Origin of the sequence: Methylorubrum sp. B1-46 (assembly GCF_021117295.1) — a bacterium.
Classification (GTDB): domain Bacteria; phylum Pseudomonadota; class Alphaproteobacteria; order Rhizobiales; family Beijerinckiaceae; genus Methylobacterium.
Map to the genome: position 1 here is coordinate 4544024 of NZ_CP088247.1, position 17784 is coordinate 4561807.

General features: G+C 68.8%; 16 protein-coding genes. 7 read left to right on the forward strand and 9 right to left on the reverse strand.

What is annotated here, in order from left to right; translation table 11 throughout:
- Positions 1-182: 182 nt before the first annotated feature.
- The 4 genes from LPC10_RS21135 to LPC10_RS21150 form a co-directional block, all read right to left on the reverse strand.
- Positions 183-473 carry a methanol dehydrogenase [cytochrome c] subunit gene (locus LPC10_RS21135; protein ID WP_108941851.1) on the reverse strand — a complete coding sequence of 97 codons (291 nt, stop codon included), beginning with the start codon at positions 471-473 and terminating at the stop codon, positions 183-185.
- 132 nt (positions 474-605) lie between these two features.
- On the reverse strand, positions 606-1208 hold the full coding sequence (gene moxG, locus LPC10_RS21140) for a cytochrome c(L), periplasmic (RefSeq protein ID WP_231347111.1): 603 nt from the start codon (positions 1206-1208) through the stop codon (positions 606-608).
- Between the two features lie 44 nt (positions 1209-1252).
- Complete coding sequence (moxJ, locus tag LPC10_RS21145) at positions 1253-2131, reverse strand: methanol oxidation system protein MoxJ (RefSeq protein ID WP_231344220.1); 879 nt, start codon at positions 2129-2131, stop codon at positions 1253-1255.
- 263 nt (positions 2132-2394) lie between these two features.
- Positions 2395-4275, reverse strand: coding sequence for a methanol/ethanol family PQQ-dependent dehydrogenase (locus LPC10_RS21150; protein WP_108941853.1), 1881 nt, complete (start codon positions 4273-4275; stop codon positions 2395-2397).
- Positions 4276-4645: 370 nt separating this feature from the next.
- Between LPC10_RS21150 and LPC10_RS21155 the strand changes: the two genes are divergently transcribed.
- Both LPC10_RS21155 and LPC10_RS21160 read left to right on the forward strand, forming a co-directional pair.
- On the forward strand, positions 4646-5527 hold the full coding sequence (locus LPC10_RS21155) for a serine protease (protein WP_231344222.1): 882 nt from the start codon (positions 4646-4648) through the stop codon (positions 5525-5527).
- Between the two features lie 146 nt (positions 5528-5673).
- Positions 5674-5871, forward strand: coding sequence for a hypothetical protein (locus LPC10_RS21160; RefSeq protein WP_231344223.1), 198 nt, complete (start codon positions 5674-5676; stop codon positions 5869-5871).
- 18 nt (positions 5872-5889) lie between these two features.
- Here LPC10_RS21160 and LPC10_RS21165 read toward each other — a convergent pair whose 3' ends face one another.
- Entirely contained in the window at positions 5890-6624 is a 735-nt protein-coding gene (locus LPC10_RS21165; protein ID WP_166060679.1) for a DUF4336 domain-containing protein, read from the reverse strand.
- 362 nt (positions 6625-6986) lie between these two features.
- Here LPC10_RS21165 and LPC10_RS21170 point away from each other — a divergent pair, with 362 nt between their 5' ends.
- The 4 genes from LPC10_RS21170 to glmS all read left to right on the forward strand — a co-directional run bounded on the left by LPC10_RS21170 (position 6987) and on the right by glmS (position 12227).
- On the forward strand, positions 6987-7886 hold the full coding sequence (locus tag LPC10_RS21170) for an MBL fold metallo-hydrolase (RefSeq protein WP_231344224.1): 900 nt from the start codon (positions 6987-6989) through the stop codon (positions 7884-7886).
- 11 nt (positions 7887-7897) lie between these two features.
- Positions 7898-8431: a DUF2243 domain-containing protein gene (locus LPC10_RS21175; protein WP_231344226.1), complete on the forward strand. Its 534-nt coding sequence runs from the start codon at positions 7898-7900 to the stop codon at positions 8429-8431.
- 403 nt (positions 8432-8834) lie between these two features.
- Positions 8835-10220: a bifunctional UDP-N-acetylglucosamine diphosphorylase/glucosamine-1-phosphate N-acetyltransferase GlmU gene (gene glmU, locus LPC10_RS21180; RefSeq protein WP_231344227.1), complete on the forward strand. Its 1386-nt coding sequence runs from the start codon at positions 8835-8837 to the stop codon at positions 10218-10220.
- Positions 10221-10400: 180 nt separating this feature from the next.
- The gene (gene glmS / locus LPC10_RS21185; protein ID WP_231344228.1) at positions 10401-12227 is read left to right on the forward strand and encodes a glutamine--fructose-6-phosphate transaminase (isomerizing); all 1827 of its coding nucleotides are present in this window, start codon (positions 10401-10403) and stop codon (positions 12225-12227) included.
- A gap of 64 nt (positions 12228-12291) precedes the next feature.
- Here glmS and LPC10_RS21190 read toward each other — a convergent pair whose 3' ends face one another.
- On the reverse strand, positions 12292-12726 hold the full coding sequence (locus LPC10_RS21190) for a heme-binding protein (RefSeq protein WP_133089118.1): 435 nt from the start codon (positions 12724-12726) through the stop codon (positions 12292-12294).
- A gap of 220 nt (positions 12727-12946) precedes the next feature.
- On the opposite strand from LPC10_RS21190, the gene LPC10_RS21195 reads away from it, so the two are divergent.
- The gene (locus LPC10_RS21195; protein ID WP_231344229.1) at positions 12947-13750 is read left to right on the forward strand and encodes a DUF502 domain-containing protein; all 804 of its coding nucleotides are present in this window, start codon (positions 12947-12949) and stop codon (positions 13748-13750) included.
- A 27-nt stretch (positions 13751-13777) separates the two neighbouring features.
- Here LPC10_RS21195 and LPC10_RS21200 read toward each other — a convergent pair whose 3' ends face one another.
- The 3 genes from LPC10_RS21200 to LPC10_RS21210 form a co-directional block, all read right to left on the reverse strand.
- On the reverse strand, positions 13778-14107 hold the full coding sequence (locus LPC10_RS21200) for a hypothetical protein (RefSeq protein WP_231344230.1): 330 nt from the start codon (positions 14105-14107) through the stop codon (positions 13778-13780).
- Between the two features lie 283 nt (positions 14108-14390).
- Positions 14391-16520: an ATP-dependent DNA helicase RecG gene (recG, locus tag LPC10_RS21205; protein ID WP_231344231.1), complete on the reverse strand. Its 2130-nt coding sequence runs from the start codon at positions 16518-16520 to the stop codon at positions 14391-14393.
- Positions 16517-17692, reverse strand: coding sequence for a hypothetical protein (locus LPC10_RS21210; protein WP_231344232.1), 1176 nt, complete (start codon positions 17690-17692; stop codon positions 16517-16519). Before LPC10_RS21210 ends, recG begins: the two co-directional genes overlap by 4 nt.
- Between the last annotated feature and the right edge of the window lie 92 nt (positions 17693-17784).

Below are 17784 nucleotides of genomic sequence, written 5' to 3' on the forward strand. Positions count from 1 at the left end.
GCCCTCGCGTGAGCGAGGATCGGGAGAGGGGAGCGCCGCGTCCGGAGAGTTCGGAGCCGGCCCCTCTCCCGCCTGCTTCGCAGGCACCCTCCCCCGTCTCACGTCGGGCTTGCCCGGCTGAGCACTCAGGAATGCGGATATCGGGCAGGCCCGATCTCCGTGGGGGAGGGTGGAGGTGCGGATCAGTTCGCCGAGATCTTGCTCACGTCGTACTCGAACTTGCCGGTCTTCTTGAAGTTCTCGACGCGCTTCTTGTTGCGCTCTTCCATCTGCTTAATGGAATCGGCCTGCTTGTTCAGCTCCTTGGGGTCGTGCTTGGGGTCGTACTTGGAGCCGGCGATCTTCTCGGGGAAGCCGGGCTTCGGCTCCCAGCAATTGCCCGGCGCCTTGCACTTGGTGCCGTCATAGGCGAGCGCCGGGGCGGCAAGGCCGGACAGGGCGACGGCGGCGGCGATGATGAGCGTGGACTTCATGGTTTCCTCCACTTCTTGAGACGTGCTCTTGGGTGAGCCTGATCTTCTTGGGACGTGCTTTCGTGGGATGTGGCGAGCGGCGTCCTCGCCCCCTCGATCGCGCCGGTCGATCCGGCCCGAATCCCGAACGGATCACTCCTCCAGCGGCTTGCACTGGCCCTTGGCGTCCTTCGGGATGACTTCGCCCTGCTTGTAGGGCGTGTAGGCCTTCTTCTGCTCGTCGTTGAGCCAGACCGCGTCCTGCTTCGGCCCCGTATAGAGGTGGCGAATCCAGGCGATGGTCTGCAGCATCTCGTCGGGCGTCAGATTCTCGTTGTGCGGGCCCATCATGCCGTTGGCGCCGCCGAAGATCGTCGCGAACAGGCCGACATCGGTCGTGTTCGACGGATAGGTCCAGTAATTGTCGTTGAGACCTGGTCCGAGCTTGCCCTCGGCAAGATGCCCGTGGCAGCCCGAGCACGAAGTCGCGTAGAGGCTCTCGCCGTTGCGCAGGCACGACTTGTCGTCGATGTAGAGGTTCTCGCCGGTCTCGAAGAACTTCTTCACGGCGGGCGTGTCGCGGCCGCCCTCCTTGCCCTGCGTCACGTCCAGCGCCTCGCCGGTCACGGTGTTGCGGAACACCACGCCCGATTGCGGGCCCGATTGCGGCTGGGCCAGGGCGGGAAGGCTGCCCAGAACGCCGCCGAAGAGCGCGAAGCCGAGGAGGGCGGTACCGATCTTTGTCCGGTTCATCATTGTCTTGGTCTTGGTCCTCATCACGGAAGCGATCGCGCGGCGGCTCAATTCGAGACGGGCAGCACGGGCACGCCCTCCTCCTTGAGGATCGCCTCGATCTTGGGCTTGGCCTTCTCCAGGGCGGCATCGATCTCCGCTTTCAGGGCGGTGTCGTCCTTGCGCACGCCCATCGACTGGTCGAAGCTCTGCGGCATCTTCTGGCCGTCGCTGCGGGTGGTGTCGTCGGGCACCGGGGTCATGCGCAGCTTGGTCGAGGAATCGCGCACGTAGCGGGCGACGTCGGGCCCGAAGGCCACGCCGACCTCGGCCTTGCCGGTGGCGACCTCGCTCACCATCCGGGCCGGGTCGATCTGCGTGTATTGGTTCCGCGGCGCGCGGAAGTTCACCAGCGAGTAGAGGTAGGCCATGTCCTCCTCGTAGCGGCCGATGTCCTTGAGCATCGCCTCGGCCGGCGTGCCGAAGCCGACCACCATGTGGCTGACTTCCTTCAGGCGCGGGTCGGACCAGGACTTGATGTCGAGATCCTTGTCGGCGCGGGTGAGGAAGACGTAGCCGGAGCGGTAGTACGGCTTGCTGGTGAGCACCCGGGGATCGTCGGAATCGAGCCCGACCACCACGTCGCAGGTCTTCTTCTCCAGCCCGTCGCGCACGAGGTAGATCGCGGGCTTACCCAGCCAGACGAACTGGGCCTTGCGGCCCATCGCTTCGGCGACGGCGGTGGCGATGCGGTTCTCGAGGCCCGAGCCGTCCTTCATCGAGAGCGGCGGCTGCTCGGCGGCGCAGATGCGCAAGGTGCCGGCATCGGGTTTGGCAGCCTCGGCGGCTTTCTTGTCCTGCGCCAGGGCAGGGGCGCACAGGCCGGTCAAGGCCGCGAGGGCGACGGCCGATGCGACGGCTCGGCGACGTCCGTTCACGAGCGACATCTTCGTTTCCTCTGGATTATTCTTATGACGTCTTGGCGCGGGGCTCAGGCACGTCGTCGGATGTCCCGCCGGGACGATCCGGGCCTGCCCACCACGCATCTCCCGTGCAGATCGTCGCCGGTGCCGGGGCATCGGCACGTTCGAGGAAACGTCCTGCGGAGAGTGGAGCGCGGTGGTGCGGACCGTTTTGAGGGCCCGCACCACCCCAGCCCTGTCCCTCCCCCGCGAGGGGGAGGGGAGGCTCGTCTGCCGATTGCTTGGCCTTACTTGGCGGCCGACTTCCACTCGCCGACGTTCGGATCGTCGTAGGGACCCTTGCCGTCGAGCGAGAAGACGATCACGCCGCCGCCCATCTGGGTGTAGTTGGCAAGCTTCTTGAAGGCGCCCACCGCACCGAGACCGGCGGTCGGGTCGGCGAGGTCGAACACGAGGCCCACGCCCGGCCAGCCGCCGACGCCGTAGTAGATGGCGACGTACTGCGTGCCCTTGTGGCTGTAGGTCATCGGGTAGCCGATGGCGCCGGACGGGATCTTGAACTTCCAGAGAAGGTCGCCGTTGTCGGAGTCACGCGCCTTCAGGTAGCCGTCGAGCGTGCCGTAGAAGACGAGGTCGCCCGCGGTGGCCATGGTGCCGCCCCACACGGCGAAGCGCTCCATCTTCTCCCACTTATAGTCGCCGGTGATCGCGTTGTACGCCTTGATCTGGCCGAGACCTTCGTAGTTCTGACGGTCGCCCTTCGGGCCCGGATACATGTTCAGCGTCGCACCGACGAAGAACTGACCCGCACGATAGGGAAGCATGAAGGGCTCCCAATCCATGCAGATGTGGTTGATGCCCATGAAGAACAGTTCACGCTTCGGATCGTACGAGTCGTGACCCTGGTTGTGGTAGCCCATCGCCGAAGGGCAGATGTCCTTGGCGAGGTGGTCCATCCGGGTGCCGTATTCCGGATCGCGCACCGGCTGGCCGGTCTTCAGGTCGACCGACTTGAACACGTTGACCGTGTCGTCGAGCTTGTTGGCCGAGACCAGCGAGCCGTCGGTGCGGTCGAGCGTGTAGACGATGCCGTTGCGGTCCGGGTGGGTCAGCAGCTTGCGGGTCTTGCCGTCCTTGTCCTTCTGCTCGGAGAGCATCATGACGTTGACGCCGGCGTAATCCCACTCGTCGTGCGGGGTCTTCTGGTAGCCGAACTTGGCCTCACCCGTATCGGCGTCGCGGCCGAAGATCGTCATCGTCCACTTGTTGTCGCCCGGACGCATGGTCTCGTTCCACGGCGCCGGGTTGCCGGTGCCGAAGTAGATCAGGTTGGTGCCCGGATCGTAGGCGTACCAGCCCCAGTTGGTGCCGCCGCCGATCTTCCAGGCGTCACCCTCCCAGGTGCCAGTGCCGAGGTTCTTCTGGCCGTAATGGGGGTTCTTGATGTTGAAGTCGGAGGCCAGCAGCAGGTCCTTGTCCGGACCCGTGGCATAGGCGCGCCACACCTGCTCGCCGGTCTTGACGTCGTAGGCGGTGAGGTAGCCGCGCACGCCGAGCTCGGCGCCCGAGGAGCCGATGATCACCTTGTCCTTGACGACATAGGGGGCGATGGTGAGCGTCGAGCCGACCTTGATGTCGGAGTTCTCGACCTTCCACACCGTCTCGCCCGTCTCGGCGTTGAGCGCGGCGACGTTGCCGTCGAGCTGCGTCTTGAGGATCAGCGCCGGGGTCTTGCCGTCGCCGGGCCAGTAGGCAAGGCCGCGGTTGACGAGGTCGCAGCAGGCCACCGCGCGGGCGGCCGGGTTCTGCTTCGGCTTGTCCTGCCACAGAATCGTGCCCGGATCGTCGAGACCCAGCGCGAAGGTGTTGTTCGGGAACGAGGTGTGGATGTACATCTTGCCGTCGACGACGAGCGGCGCGCCCTCGTGGCCGTTGAGCAGACCGGTGGAGAACGTCCAGGCCGGCCGAAGCTGCTTCACGTTGCTCTTGTTGATCTGCTTCAACTCGCTGTAGTTGTCCGAGTCGTAGTTCTTACCGGGCATCACCCAGTTTTCGTCTTTCTTCGACAACTCGACCAGCTTGTCGTTGGCGTATGCGGCGCTCGACAGCGCGGCCGGCGCGAGCGCCAGCATCGCCAAGGCCGAGACCGATGTCACAAACCTGCTCATCCTGCGTCTCCTCACTGAACCGCCTCGCCTTTCGGCCTCGCGGCATCTCTCAGACGTTTTTCTGAGGTTCCGGGCTCGCTCCGAAGTCCTTCGAAGTGCCGCGTCGTGGAACTAAGAGGATTCTTAGATCGCTGCGGTCTTATAAAAGACTTATTAGCGTCCCTTCGCCTATAATTTCTAGGCTTCGATTGAACGATATGTCTTTAGCTGGTCGGACATTTCTTGCCGGGACGATAAGGTAATTCTAAAATTGCCAAGGGGCAGTGTCCGGTTCTTGGCATGTTGGCTTGACCGCCGCCGAGGCCCGGCGCACCACTATCGTCAACGGGTCCTCGCGAAGCGGCCCGGTGCAGCGGGAGGTCGTTCGGCGATGGCGCAGGGGCGGCGCGCACGGCGCGTTCTGGCGATGGGGGGCGTGCTCGCGCTGGTAGCAATCGCAGGCAGCCGCGCCCCGGCGGGAGACGATCCGACGCACCGGGCCTCCGCGGTGGCTCCACACGATCTCGCGAGGGGCCGGAGCGCCGCGCTCTACCCCCATGACGGGCGCCGCGACATGACGGGCGGCGACCGGGCCCGCTATCCGGGAGCCGGGGTTCTGTGGTGCCGCCGCTCGGACGGGGTGCCGCAGAAGGCCGCGGCCGCGTGGCTGATCGGCACGGCCTCGCTCGTGATGCTGAACGCCCACAACTTCCGAAACCGGCAGCTCGAGACGACGCGATCGGTCGGCGATTGCTATTTTCAGATCGGCGGCCGCAACTACGACTTCGTCGCCGACAGCCTGCGGCTCGGCGTGGCCGCGAACGCCACACGCCTCCACATCACCGACGATTGGGCGTTGCTGCGCCTCGCGCAGCCCGCCGACGCCCCGCGCCAGCCGGTGCCGGAGGCGGCTCCCGACCTGCCCACGGGCGACCTCGCGCTTGCCGTGACCCTCGTCGCTCCCGGCGGTCACCAGAACTACCGGGGCGACAGCAGCCTGGAGACCTGCACGGTCCGCCGGATCGATCCGCCGACGGAGGGCGGCATCCGCCGTGCCCGCCACGATTGCAACGACGGCTATGGCGGCTCGGGTTCGGGGCTGTTCGATGAGGCCGGGCGGCTCGTGGCCATGCAGAGCGCCTCGCTCTCGATGAACTCCCGGCACGCCTTCGACATCGAGTTCCATTACGGCTCCGCCCTGCTCATCGAGGGCGAATTGCTCGACGCCCTGCGCCGGGCGCAGCGGGAGGACGGAGCGCGGCCGGCACCGTGAAGCGGGACGCGTGGCCGACTGACTCGGCAGAATCCTTGTGGACAGGGCCGATCTTCGGCCGGGGGTGGGTCAGGATGCCCCCGGAACACCGGCCATGCACTCCGGTTGCCCGGACTCCAACCGAGACACCGGGAGACGACAGGTCCATGTCGAAACATCTGAAGACGGACACGCCGAGCGATGCCGACCTGAAGGGCAATCCGGGCATCGGCCAGTCGAAGGGCATGACCGGGACGGATCCGGAGGCGATCCGGGGTGACTCCACCGTCGAGGGCGATGTCGAGAACGAGACTACACCCGAAGGCGGGATCGATCCCAATCATCGCGGGCGGAGCAACGCCTGAGCGATCGTCGAGGAGGACTCAGTCGAGCAGCCAACGGAGGGAGCGGCGCAACTCGTTCGTGCCGTTCCGGTCGAACCAAGCGCCGTGGCTGAACACCACGCGCTCCGGCGACAGGGCGACGAGCTTCGCGGCGGCACGGGCCGCCGCGCGCTTGTGCAGGCGGATCACCAGCCGAAGATAGATCGGCGCGCGCCCGTCGGGCGCGGTCGCTCCGGCGATTCGCAGAAGCGGGCGCAGCAGGAGCGGCAGCTTGCCCGGTTCCAGGTTCAGCACGAGGTCGGTCAGAATCAGCGTCGCCGAGGCGGCGTGGAAGAACGCCACCTCCCGGAACCCGAGCCCGCCGGGCACCACGGTCTGCGTCAGATCGGCGGACCATTCGGGCGGCGCCGCCTCGCCGAGATCCCGGTCCAGCCGCAGGCCGGCCTGACGGACCTGCCGGCGCTGGCGCAGGTTCGGGGCGGCCCAGGTCAGGGCCTGCGGGCAATGGCGCTGCCATTCCTTCAGATAGGTCCAGTGCGCGACGTTGGGCGCGACGAGGTGGCGGATCGGCCCGAGCGCCTCGATCTCGCGGTGCAGGCCCGCCTCGTAACGGGTCGGCGAGTGCAGCCAGAGGCTGCCATCGGAGAGCCGCACCACGGTCATGCGCACCGGCAACGGCAGCCCGGCGGCGTGGATCGGGCCGCTATCCACGATCCAGAGGCCGAAGGCCACGGGCTTGAGCACATCGAGGGGAGGGTAGGTCGGATCGCTCACGGCATCGGGCCCGGAATCGAGGATCGGAATCGAGGGTGGCCCATCATGGAGCCGCCGCTCGGCAACCGCGTGACAGGGACACGGGAAGCGGCACGGGAGCAGCATTTGCGTGGCAATTCAGGGCGATTCAGCCTGAATTTGCAAATGCTGGTTTTCTTGGGCGAATGCCCGGTTTCTTGGTCAGTCTATAGCCTTTCAACCTCAGCGTTCTCGCGAAGTTTCTGACAAACACTCGGCGGCGATCGTTTCTGTCCTGTCGCGATCCGGGAACAAAGCTTTCGCGCCGGCCTTCCCGTGAGGACCGATCCTGCACGGCCGGAGCGCCGGCCGAATTCTCGTCCCACCTCGCACAGGAGAAGGCTGTGGCGCAGCAGATCCCGATCAGCCGCCAAGCCCGCGCCGACGACCCGCGGGCCGATGCCGAGCGCGACGACGGCACCCACGAAATCGCGCCCGATCTTGCCTATCGCCGCCTTGTCCTGGCCAACGTCGTGTTCGTCGGCGCCTCCGGCGCGGGGGACCGCAACTGGGTCCTCGTCGATGCCGGCATTCCGGGCTCGAAGGCGGCGATCCGCAACGCCGCCGCCGCCCGCTTCGGCGAGGGCGCCCGGCCGGCGGCCATCGTCCTGACCCACGGCCATTTCGACCATGTCGGCGTGCTGGAGGATCTGGCGGAGGAGTGGGACGTTCCCGTCTACGCCCACGGCCTCGAACACCCCTATCTCGACGGCAGCGCCTCTTACCCGACGCCGGATCCGAGTGTCGGCGGCGGATTGATGGCGCGCATCGCGCCGCTCTATCCCACCAAGCCGGTGGACGTGTCCGCGCGCCTGCAACGCCTGCCCGCCGACGGCAGCGTGCCGCCGATGCCGGGCTGGCGCTGGCTGCACACGCCGGGCCATGCGCCGGGCCACGTCTCGTTCTGGCGCGAGGCCGATCGCAGCCTGATCGCGGGCGATGCCTTCGTCACCACCGCGCAGGAATCGGCCTATGCCGTCGTCACACAGGAGCCGGAGATCCACGGCCCGCCGATGTATCTGACGCTCGATTGGCCGGCGGCGGGCGGCTCCGTGCGCAGCCTCGCCGCGCTCCGGCCCGAGCGGGCGATCACCGGCCACGGACGTCCCCTCCAGGGACCGGAGCTGCGCCGCGGCCTCGACGCGCTGGCCCAAGATTTCGAGCGCGTCGCGGTGCCGGACCAGGGCCGCTACGTCGAGACGCCGGCGCGGGCCGAGGACGGTTCCGCCTACCGCTCGCCGTGAGACGGACGGCGATGGCGACGCGCGATCAACCGGGCGTTCCCGTGCCGACCGAGGGTGCCGACTTCCCGGTCGCGGCGGGCGTGCTGTTCGGGCTCGGTCTCGGCGGCTTCTTCGACGGGATCGTGCTGCATCAGGTGCTGCAATGGCACCACATGCTCAGTTCCTGGTACCCGATCACCTCGATCGAGAACCTCGAACGCAACACGTTGTGGGACGGCATCTTCCACAGCGCGACCTACGTCTTCGTCGTGATTGGGCTGTTCGTCCTGTGGCGCCGGGCGCGGGGGCGGCACCTGCGCTGGTCGAACCGGGCGCTGACCGGCAGCCTGCTCGTCGGCTGGGGGCTGTTCAACCTCGTCGAAGGGCTGATCGACCACCACTGGCTCGGTGTGCACCACGTCAACGAGCGGGTGGACCGGGCGTACTGGCTCGCCTGGGATCTCGGCTTCCTCGCCTGGGGCCTCGCCATGCTGCTCGGCGGCCTCTGGCTGCTGCGGCGTGGGCGCGGGCCTGCCGAAGCGGCTCCTGCGGCGCTCCGGCGATGAGGCGGGCGGGGGAAGGCGACCTGCGGCGGGACGCCGGCCATTCGCGGCCGGGAAGCGATCGCCTGCGGCGGGTTTGGCCCTGGCTCGCCCTGGCCGTGGGACTCGGCCTCGCAACGATGCCGGCTTGGCGTGCTCTGGCGTTTGGCGTCCGGCTGAGCGTGGACGATCTTCTGCGGATTCGCTGTCTGCCGTGGTGAGGACCCTCAGCTCGTCACCTTCGCGTCGCGACCCGTTCCATCCGAGCCGTTCGCTCGCTCGTGCCGGCGCCGTGATGCCTGCCCTTCGCGCTCGCCATACGATCGGTTAAACGGTCCGTCGATTCAGTGTCTCTCGCGTCGCTCCCGCCATTGTTGGCGAGGGTGGGCGTCCGGAAGCACGCCCAGACGACAGGAAGCGGATCTCGATGACGGCAGGCGCGAACAAGGGGGCGGAGAGCGGCTTCACCGCGATCGTGCTGGCGGCCGGCAAGGGCACGCGTATGCGTTCCGACCGGCCCAAGGTGCTTCATGCGCTGGCCAACCGCTCGATGCTCGGCCACGTGCTCGCCGCCGTGCAGGAGGCAGGGGCCTCCCGCCTCGCAGTGGTGGTCGAGCCGGGCCGCGAGGACGTCGCTCGCGAGATCGAGCGGCTGGCGCCCGGCGCCGGCGTTCACCCCCAGGCCGAGCGGCTCGGCACCGCGCATGCGGTCCTCGCCGCCCGTGCGGCCCTGGAGGGGGGGCAGGACGTGATCGTGGCCTTCGGCGACACGCCGCTGATCACGGCCGAGACCTATGCCCGCCTGCGCGCCCCCCTGCGCGAGGGCGCGGCGGTGGCGGTGCTGGCTTTTGAGGCCGCCGACCCCACCGGCTACGGGCGCGTTCTGACGGAAGGCGGCCGCGTCCTGGCGATCCGCGAGGAGAAGGATGCGTCGGAAGACGAGCGCCGCGTGTGTCTGTCGAATGCCGGGCTGATGGCGCTCTCGGGCGCGCACGCCCTCTCTCTGCTGGAGCGGATCGGCAACGACAACGCCAACCGCGAATACTACCTCACCGATGCGGTGGCGCTCGCCGTCGCCGATGGGCTCTCCGTCGCGGTCGTGCCGGTGGACGAGGCGGAGGCGCAGGGGGTCAACGACCGGGTGCAGCTCAGCCAGGCCGAGGCCACGATCCAGGCGCGCCTACGCCGGGCGGCCCAGCTCGGCGGGGCGACGCTGATCGCCCCCGAGACGGTGTTCCTGAGCGTCGACACGATTCTCGGACGCGACGTCGTCGTCGAGCCCCACAGTGTGTTCGGCCCCGGCGTCGTCGTCGGCGACGGCTGCACCATCCGCGCCTTCTCGCACCTGCACGACGCTCGGCTGATGGAGGGGGCCGATATCGGCCCGCATGTGCGCCTGCGCGGCGGCGCGGTGCTGGGGGCGGGCGTGCATCTCGGCAACTTCGTCGAGATCAAGAACGCGACCCTGCACGCGGGCGCCAAGGCCTCGCACCTGACCTATCTCGGCGACGCCGAGGTCGGAGCGGGCGCCAATATCGGCGCGGGCACCATCACCTGCAATTACGACGGCGTGTCGAAGCACCGCACAACCATCGGCGCGGGCGCCTTCATCGGCTCGAACTCGGCGCTGGTGGCGCCGGTGAGCGTCGGCGCGGGCGCGTTGGTCGGGGCCGGCTCGGTCATCACCCGCGACGTGCCGGCGGACGCGCTCGCCGTGGCGCGGGGGCGGCAGGTCACCCGCGAGGGAGCGGCCAAGACCCTGCGTCAGTCGCTGAAGGCCGCCAAGGCTGCCCGAGAAGCCAGGGAGGGCTGAGCGGGCGGGTCAGAGGGCTCTTGTGGCAGGTGCTGGCCTTCTGGCGCCGCGATCCGTACAAGCCCCTTCATCCGCGCCGCGCTTCAGGTCGGGCTCCTGCATCGCGGGAGCCGGATCCGGGCGAGCCTCCCATACGGGATGGAACGGCGCATTTCTGATCGAGCGTCTTCAGGATCGGCCATGTGCGGAATCGTCGGCATCGTCGGGCGTGAGTCAGTCGCGGACGCACTGGTCGAGGCGTTGCGACGGCTCGAATATCGCGGCTACGATTCGGCCGGCATCGCCACCCTGGATCATGGCCGGCTCGACCGGCGGCGTGCCGAGGGCAAGCTCTCGAACCTGCAGCGCAAGCTCGCCGAGACGCCGCTGCCGGGCGACATCGGCATCGGCCATACCCGCTGGGCGACGCACGGACGCCCGAACGAGACCAATGCTCACCCGCACGCCACCGAGCGGCTGGCCGTGGTCCATAACGGGATCATCGAGAATTTTCGCGAGTTGAAGGCCGAACTCGTGGCGGCGGGCGCGCGCTTCGAGAGCGAGACCGACACCGAGGTGGTGGCCCAACTCGTGAGCCACCTGATGGGACAGGGGCTCGGGCCGGTGGCCGCGGTCGAGGCGGCGCTGCCGCGCCTGCACGGTGCCTTCGCCCTGGCCTTCCTGTTCGCGGGCGAGGAAAACTTCCTGATCGGCGCCCGCCACGGCGCGCCGCTCGCCATTGGCTACGGGCAGGGTGAGACCTATCTCGGCTCGGACGCGCTCGCGCTCGCGCCGTTCACCGACGAGATCACCTATCTCGAAGAGGGCGACTGGGCGATCCTGACCCGCGACGGCGCCGAGATTCGGGACATCACCGAAGCCCCGGTGCGCCGGCCGCGCCAGCGCATCGCGACGCAGGCCTACCTCGTCGACAAGGGCAATCACCGCCACTTCATGGCCAAGGAGATCCACGAGCAGCCGGAAGTCGTCGGCCGCACGCTAGCCCACTACATTGACATGGCCCGCGGCCGGGTCGTCGTGCCCGAGGCGCTGCCCTTCGACTTCGCCCGGCTCTCGCGCCTCTCGATCACCGCCTGCGGCACCGCCTACTATGCCGGTCTCGTCGCCAAATACTGGTTCGAGACCGTGGCGCGCCTGCCGGTCGAGATCGACGTCGCCTCCGAGACCCGCTACCGCGAGCCGCCGCTGGAGCGGGATGGGCTGACGCTGGTGATCTCGCAATCGGGCGAGACCGCCGACACGCTCGCCTCGCTGCGCTACGCCAAGGCCCAAGGCCAGCACACCCTGGCGGTGGTCAACGTGCCGACCTCGACCATCGCGCGGGAATCCTCGGCGGTGATGCCGACCTTCGCCGGGCCCGAGATCGGGGTGGCCTCCACGAAGGCCTTCTCCTGCCAGCTCACGGTGCTGCTCTGCCTCGCGCTGGCCGCCGGGCGCGCCCGCGGCGTGCTGGATGCGGAGCGCGAGCGTGCCATCGTCGATGCGCTCATCACCGCCCCCGGCCTGATGGCCGAGGCGGTCAAGATGGAAGCCGAGGTCGAGGGGCTCGCCCGCGAGATCGCGAAAGCCCGCGACGTGCTCTATCTGGGGCGCGGCACGAGCTACCCGATGGCGCTCGAAGGTGCCTTGAAGCTGAAGGAAATCAGCTACATCCACGCCGAAGGCTACGCGGCGGGCGAACTCAAGCATGGGCCGATCGCCCTGATCGACGAGAGCGTGCCGGTGATCGTGATCGCCCCCCACGACGCGATCTTCGAGAAGACCGTCTCGAACATGCAGGAGGTCGCCGCCCGCGGCGGCCGAATCATCCTTGTCGGAGACGCCAAGGGCGCGGCCGCGGCCGGACTCGACACGCTGGCGACGCTGACCATGCCGGACGTGGACCCGGTGATCGCGCCGATCGTCTACGCGGTGCCGATCCAGCTCATCGCCTACCACACCGCCGTCTTCATGGGGAAAGACGTCGACCAGCCGCGCAATCTGGCCAAATCCGTCACGGTGGAGTGAGCCGCCGAGGACTGTCGTTTGGCGCATCGACTCGGCCTCCGGATCGATGCGCCTCTCAAAAAACTCAGGTGCGCCAGGGGTGGTCGGGCAACTCAGTGTCGCCGATCGCGCTGGCGCCGGCGAGCGCCACCGCGTCGTCGTTCTCCACCGACGAGCCGCTGACGCCGATGGCGCCCGACATCTCTCCGTCCGCATCGACGATCGGGATGCCGCCGGGGAAGGTGATCAGGCCCTGGTTCGAGTGCTCGATGCCGTAGAGCGAGCCGCCCGGCTGCGACAGCGAGCCGATCTGCCCGGTCTTCATACCGAAGAACACGGCGGTCTTGGCCTTCTTCTGGGCGATGTCGATCGAACCGACCCAGGCGCCGTCCATGCGGTGGAAGGCCTTCAGGTTGCCGCCGGAATCGACCACGGCGATGCACATCTGCGTGCCGAGTTCGACCGCCTTGGCGCGCGCGGCCTCAATCGCCTTTTCCGCCTGCTCGATGGTGACGTGCATCGCGTCCTCTCCCTGAAACTCGTATACCTTGGCCACAGCGGGCCCCTTCGAGGTAAGAGGGCGCGGCCCTCGATCAAGTTGCCTCGCGCACCACTCAATCGGCCCGCCGGCGCCTGCCGCTCTTGAGCCGTCGGTGCGCAGCCGCTACGTCTCTGCCCGGAGAGCCGGAGGTCGGGATGACGCCGTCCGCCCGCTCGTTCCGCCTCCCCGAGGTGCATGCGTGGCGCCGACCCTCTCGCCGATTCCGGACGCTCCGGAACCCGCCTCGTCCAAGACGCGCGTCAGCGCCCGCGGCCGGCTGCGGACCTACTTCCTCACCGGCGTGATCGTCGCAGGTCCGCTCGCGATCACGATCTACATCACGTGGTGGTTCATCGCCCTGATCGACGGCTGGGTGAAGCCGCTGGTGCCGGCGAGCTACCTGCCCGACCACTATCTGCCGTTCTCGATTCCGGGTCTCGGCCTGCTCATCGCCTTCGTGGCGGTGACGATGCTCGGCTTCCTCACCGCCAACCTCGTCGGGCGCTCGGTGGTGGAGTTCGGCGAGGTGCTGCTCGCCCGCACGCCCGTCATCTCAGGCCTTTATCGCGGCCTGCGCCAGATCTTCGAGACGCTGTTCTCGGCCAACGGCACCTCGTTCCGCACCGTCGGACTCGTGGAGTTTCCGGTCAAGGGGACATGGTCGGTAGTGTTCCTCTCGGCCCCCGCCGCGAACGAGGTGCAGGGTGCGCTCCAGGCCAAGGAGGGTGGCCGGCACGATTATGTCGGCGTGTTCCTACCCTGCGCGCCGAACCCGACCACCGGATTCTTCTTCTACCTGCCGCGGGCCGAGATCGTGGAGATCAATATCAGCGTGGACGAGGCGGCCAAGCTCGTGATGTCGGCCGGCGTGATCCAGCCGGAGGATCCGCGGGCGGGCTTCCATGCCATGGCCGCGTCCCTGCGCCAGGCACAAGTGGGGGAGAGCGAGGCGGCCTCTGAGACGGAAAAGACGCGCCGGGAACCGGCACGCCCTGATCTCTAAAGATGTGATCCGCGACGCGGCTGCGCCTCAGTGTTGCAGCGAAGCCTTCTCGACCGGCAGCGTCGGCGGGGTCGCGTCGGCGACCTGATGCCCGGTCACGGGGCGGGCGACCGGCGAGGAGGACCAGTCGGTCGCGATCTGGGCGGTCAGCAGCAGGGCGAGACCCGCGCAGAGCGCGTTGGCCGCGATCCAGAGCCGGCGCGAGGATTGCCGCACGGCCTTCGCCAGAGCGTCCGTCGTGGTCTCGTCGCGCGCCGCGCGATCCGAGATCGGCATGAGCCAGGGTTCGACGGAAAGCGCGTCGGCTCCCCAATTCTCGGAGGAACCCGGCAGGCGTTGGAACGGTGCGATCGACATCGCGATCCTCCTTTTTTCCAGTGGCACCCCGGTCTACGAGGCCGTTTGTTCATCTCCAGTTAAGCGGCAATTTGGGCAGATACAAGGTGTCTTCGATATTTGTGCCCGGACGAGCCCTCGGGTGCGGGCTCAAAATCACGCGCTAAGTTGCTGATTTTCCATGACGAACGCTGTCGCATCGCGCAGCGTTGCCGCAGCTGTTCACCCTTTCGTGCCGATGCCGGGTTCCTGAACGTGCCGTTCAGATTCCGGGGATTCTGAACGGAAACCTGAACGTTTTCGTTCAGCCCGCACCGATCAGCCGGATCGCGGCTTCCCGCTCGAACAGGTAGAGCAGCACCCTCAGTGCCCGGCCGCGCTCGCTCTGGAGGCGCGGGTCGCGCTCCACGATCAGCCGCGCGTCGTCGCGGGCGGCCTCCAACAGGTCGCCGTCGGTCTCGAGCCGGGCAAGGCGGAAGGCGGCCGCGCCGGACTGGCGGGTGCCGAGCACCTCGCCCTCGCCGCGCAGCCGCAGGTCTTCCTCGGCGATGCGAAAGCCGTCCTCGCTCGAGCGCATCATCTCCAGCCGCGCCTTGGCCACCTGCCCGAGCGGGCCGCGGTAGAGCAGCAGGCAGGAGGAGGCCTTCGAACCGCGCCCGACCCGGCCGCGGAGCTGGTGGAGCTGGGCCAGCCCGAAGCGCTCGGCATGCTCGATCACCATGATGGTGGCCTCCGGCACATCGACGCCGACCTCCACCACCGTGGTCGAGACGAGCACGCGGGTGCGCCCCGTTGCGAACGCCTCCATCGCCGCGTCCTTCTCCGGCCCCGGCATCTTGCCGTGGATCAGGCCGACCGCGTCGCCGAAATGCTTCTTCAGATCCTCGAACCGCTCGCCCGCCGCGGCGAGATCGACGTACTCGGATTCGGCGACCAGCGGGCAGATCCAGTAGACCCGGTCGCCCGCCGCCAGCGCCCGGTGCAGGCCGCCCACCACCTCGTCGATGCGCTCCACCGGCACGGTGATGGTCTTGATCGGCTGGCGCCCGGCCGGCTTCTCGTCGAGCACCGAGACGTCCATGTCGCCGAAGAAGGTCAGCGCCAGGGTGCGGGGGATCGGGGTCGCGGTCATCACCAGGATGTCCACCGCCTCGCCCTTGGCGCCAAGCGCGAGGCGCTGGTGCACGCCGAAGCGGTGCTGCTCGTCCACCACGGCGAGGCCGAGATCGCGGAAGGCGACCGATTCCTGGAACAGGGCGTGGGTGCCGACCACGATGTCGATCTCGCCCGCCGCCAGATCCGCCAGCGTCGCCCGGCGCTCGGCGGCCCGATCGCGGCCGGTCAGCAGGCGAAGACGCATGGCGCCGGCGAGCGGCACCAGCCGCTCGTAATGCTGGCGCGCCAGGATCTCGGTCGGGGCCATCAGGGCGGCCTGCCGCCCGGCCTCGACAGCGGAGGCCATGGCGAGCAACGCCACGGCGGTCTTGCCGGAGCCGACATCGCCCTGGAGCAGGCGCAGCATCCGCCGCTCAGAGGCCATGTCGGCGCGGATCTCCTCCACCGCCCGCGCCTGCGCCCCGGTGAGTGCGAAGGGCAGCGCCGCCTCGACCTGTGCCTTCAGGTGCCCGTCGCCGGCATTGACCCGGCCGGCCTTGCGTCGCTGCCGGGCCCGCACCAGGGCGAGCGCGAGCTGCGAGGCCAGCAGCTCGTCATAGGCGAGGCGCTTGCGCGCGGGGCTCGCGGGCGGCGCCTGTCCCTCGACCGGGGGAGGGGGCGCCTCTTCCGGCCGATGCTCGATGCGCAGGGCCTCGGCAAACGGCGGGAAGCGGTTGCGGGCGAGATAGGACGCGTCCTGCCACTCGGGCAGGACGGGAAGCCGGTCGAGCGCGCCGTGGACGATCTTGCTGATGACCCGTGAGGTCAGCCCCTCGGTCGCGCCGTAGATCGGCTCGACCGCGGGCAGGCTCGCCAGCCCCTCCTGGTCGAGGATGCGCGAGGGATGCACCATCTGCCGGGTGCCGTCCCACAGGTCGATCCGGCCGGAGACGTAGCGGTGGCTGCCCACTGGCAGCATCTTCTCGATGCGCCCGCGCGGCATGCCGAAGAACACGAGGCTGATGTCGCCGGTCCCGTCCTCGACCAGCACCCGGAAGGCCCGCTTGCCGAGAGCCGGCGGACGGTGGGCCACCACGGTGACGCCGAGGGTCACGGGTTCGCCCGTCGGCGCGTCGCGGATCGAGCCGCAGAGGGGGCGGGCGACGCCGCTCTGGGGGAGGTGGAACAGCAGGTCGGCGACGCGGGCCGGCCGCTCCTCGGAGCCCAGCAGCTTCTCGATCAGCGGCGCGATCTTCGGCCCGACGCCGGGCAGGCCGCGGGCGGGGGCGAAGAGCGGATCGAGGATGCTGGGGCGTAAGGACGGGGCGTCGTCGGTCATCGGCGGGTGGGTTGGGGGACTGAGGTGCCCGATGACCGGGCGGCGCGTTCCTTCAGGATGAAGGCGGCCCGCCAGCGCACGGACGGGCTCGTGTCGTCGGCCAGTCGTTCGACCAGGGCGTGCATCCGGTCGCCGAGGGCCGCGCGATGCACCGCCAGCCCGTCGGCCGCCACGCGCCGCACGACGGCGGAACGGTCCTGGGCGCCCTGTGCGATCAACGTCTCCAATTCCGAGGTCCGAACGAACCGGCGCTCCCCGATTACGCGAACGCGACGAGTGAGGCCATAGGACTTGTCGATCCATTCCCGCCGGTACCCCTCCGGCCATGTCGCCCGCTCCTCGATCAGGAAGCGCAGGGCACAGGCCCGGACGGAGGGCAGGACGGCATGGCGCGCCAGATCGGGCAGGAAGGGATCGAGGCCGGACCATCGGGCGGCGCGCTGAAGCCGCTTCCCCATTCGGCCGGTTCGGGCGGTGCACAGCCGCTCGGCGAGCCGCGCGCAGACATCGGTTCGCATCATCAGATCATCGAGGACCCGCCCGTTATCCTCCTGTTCCGCCCGCCAGCGCTGCCATTCCGGCATCCGGTCGAGAAGGAAGAGTAGGGCTTCGGCCGCCGCCTCTGCCGCAGCGGCCGGGAAGAGGCGCAGGGCGGCGCTCCGCGCCGAGAGACGGACCGGAAGCGCCCAGTCGTTGAGCCGGTAGGCGATCGCCGCGATCTCGAAGGCGGTCCGGGCCGGGCCGCCCGGCATCCGCAGGGCGGCCTCGCGCACGTACCCGTCCGGATGGAAGACGAAGAGGCGATCGAGACCGGCCGTCGCGCAGAGGTGGGCCAGATCGGCCTCACGGTGTCGCCACGCGGGCAGGTCTCCCGAAACGTGGCGTGAGAGCAGGATCAATTCCGCCACCGCGGCGCTGGCGGCCGGAACGGCAGCGGGGGAAAGGGCGGTGAGATCGGAGACGGCGGCTTCGAGATCGACCTGCTGCAGATTGCCGTCTCGAACGCCTTCGATCACATGCTGGATGCGGTCGAGGAGCGGGCCCGGTACGGCCACGCCGACTTGGCACGACGCCGGATCCCTGTCGTCCAGGCCGGACCAGGGCACCTCGCGCGCCGCGTTTTGACGCTGCAGCCGCGTCAGGACGGCGCGCATCCATGTCGGCAAGTTCATCCCATCCTCCGCGACTCGGCTCGGCCACGCGCGCTCTCGCCGTCCGCATTGATGGCACACGAGACCGCGCCGGCGATGCTCCCCCGGAGCGC

Bases quoted from the DNA above. Each gene is read 5' to 3' on its own strand.
- glmS (WP_231344228.1), top strand. From the start codon at position 10,401: ATGTGCGGAATCGTCGGCATCGTCGGGCGTGAGTCAGTCGCGGACGCA.
- moxJ (WP_231344220.1), bottom strand. From the start codon at position 2,131: ATGTCGCTCGTGAACGGACGTCGCCGAGCCGTCGCATCGGCCGTCGCC.
- LPC10_RS21200 (WP_231344230.1), bottom strand. From the start codon at position 14,107: ATGTCGATCGCACCGTTCCAACGCCTGCCGGGTTCCTCCGAGAATTGG.
- glmU (WP_231344227.1), top strand. From the start codon at position 8,835: ATGACGGCAGGCGCGAACAAGGGGGCGGAGAGCGGCTTCACCGCGATC.
- moxG (WP_231347111.1), bottom strand. From the start codon at position 1,208: ATGATGAACCGGACAAAGATCGGTACCGCCCTCCTCGGCTTCGCGCTC.
- LPC10_RS21175 (WP_231344226.1), top strand. From the start codon at position 7,898: ATGGCGACGCGCGATCAACCGGGCGTTCCCGTGCCGACCGAGGGTGCC.
- recG (WP_231344231.1), bottom strand. From the start codon at position 16,520: ATGACCGACGACGCCCCGTCCTTACGCCCCAGCATCCTCGATCCGCTC.
- LPC10_RS21155 (WP_231344222.1), top strand. From the start codon at position 4,646: ATGGCGCAGGGGCGGCGCGCACGGCGCGTTCTGGCGATGGGGGGCGTG.
- LPC10_RS21190 (WP_133089118.1), bottom strand. From the start codon at position 12,726: ATGCACGTCACCATCGAGCAGGCGGAAAAGGCGATTGAGGCCGCGCGC.
- LPC10_RS21210 (WP_231344232.1), bottom strand. From the start codon at position 17,692: ATGAACTTGCCGACATGGATGCGCGCCGTCCTGACGCGGCTGCAGCGT.
- LPC10_RS21160 (WP_231344223.1), top strand. From the start codon at position 5,674: ATGTCGAAACATCTGAAGACGGACACGCCGAGCGATGCCGACCTGAAG.
- LPC10_RS21135 (WP_108941851.1), bottom strand. From the start codon at position 473: ATGAAGTCCACGCTCATCATCGCCGCCGCCGTCGCCCTGTCCGGCCTT.
- LPC10_RS21150 (WP_108941853.1), bottom strand. From the start codon at position 4,275: ATGAGCAGGTTTGTGACATCGGTCTCGGCCTTGGCGATGCTGGCGCTC.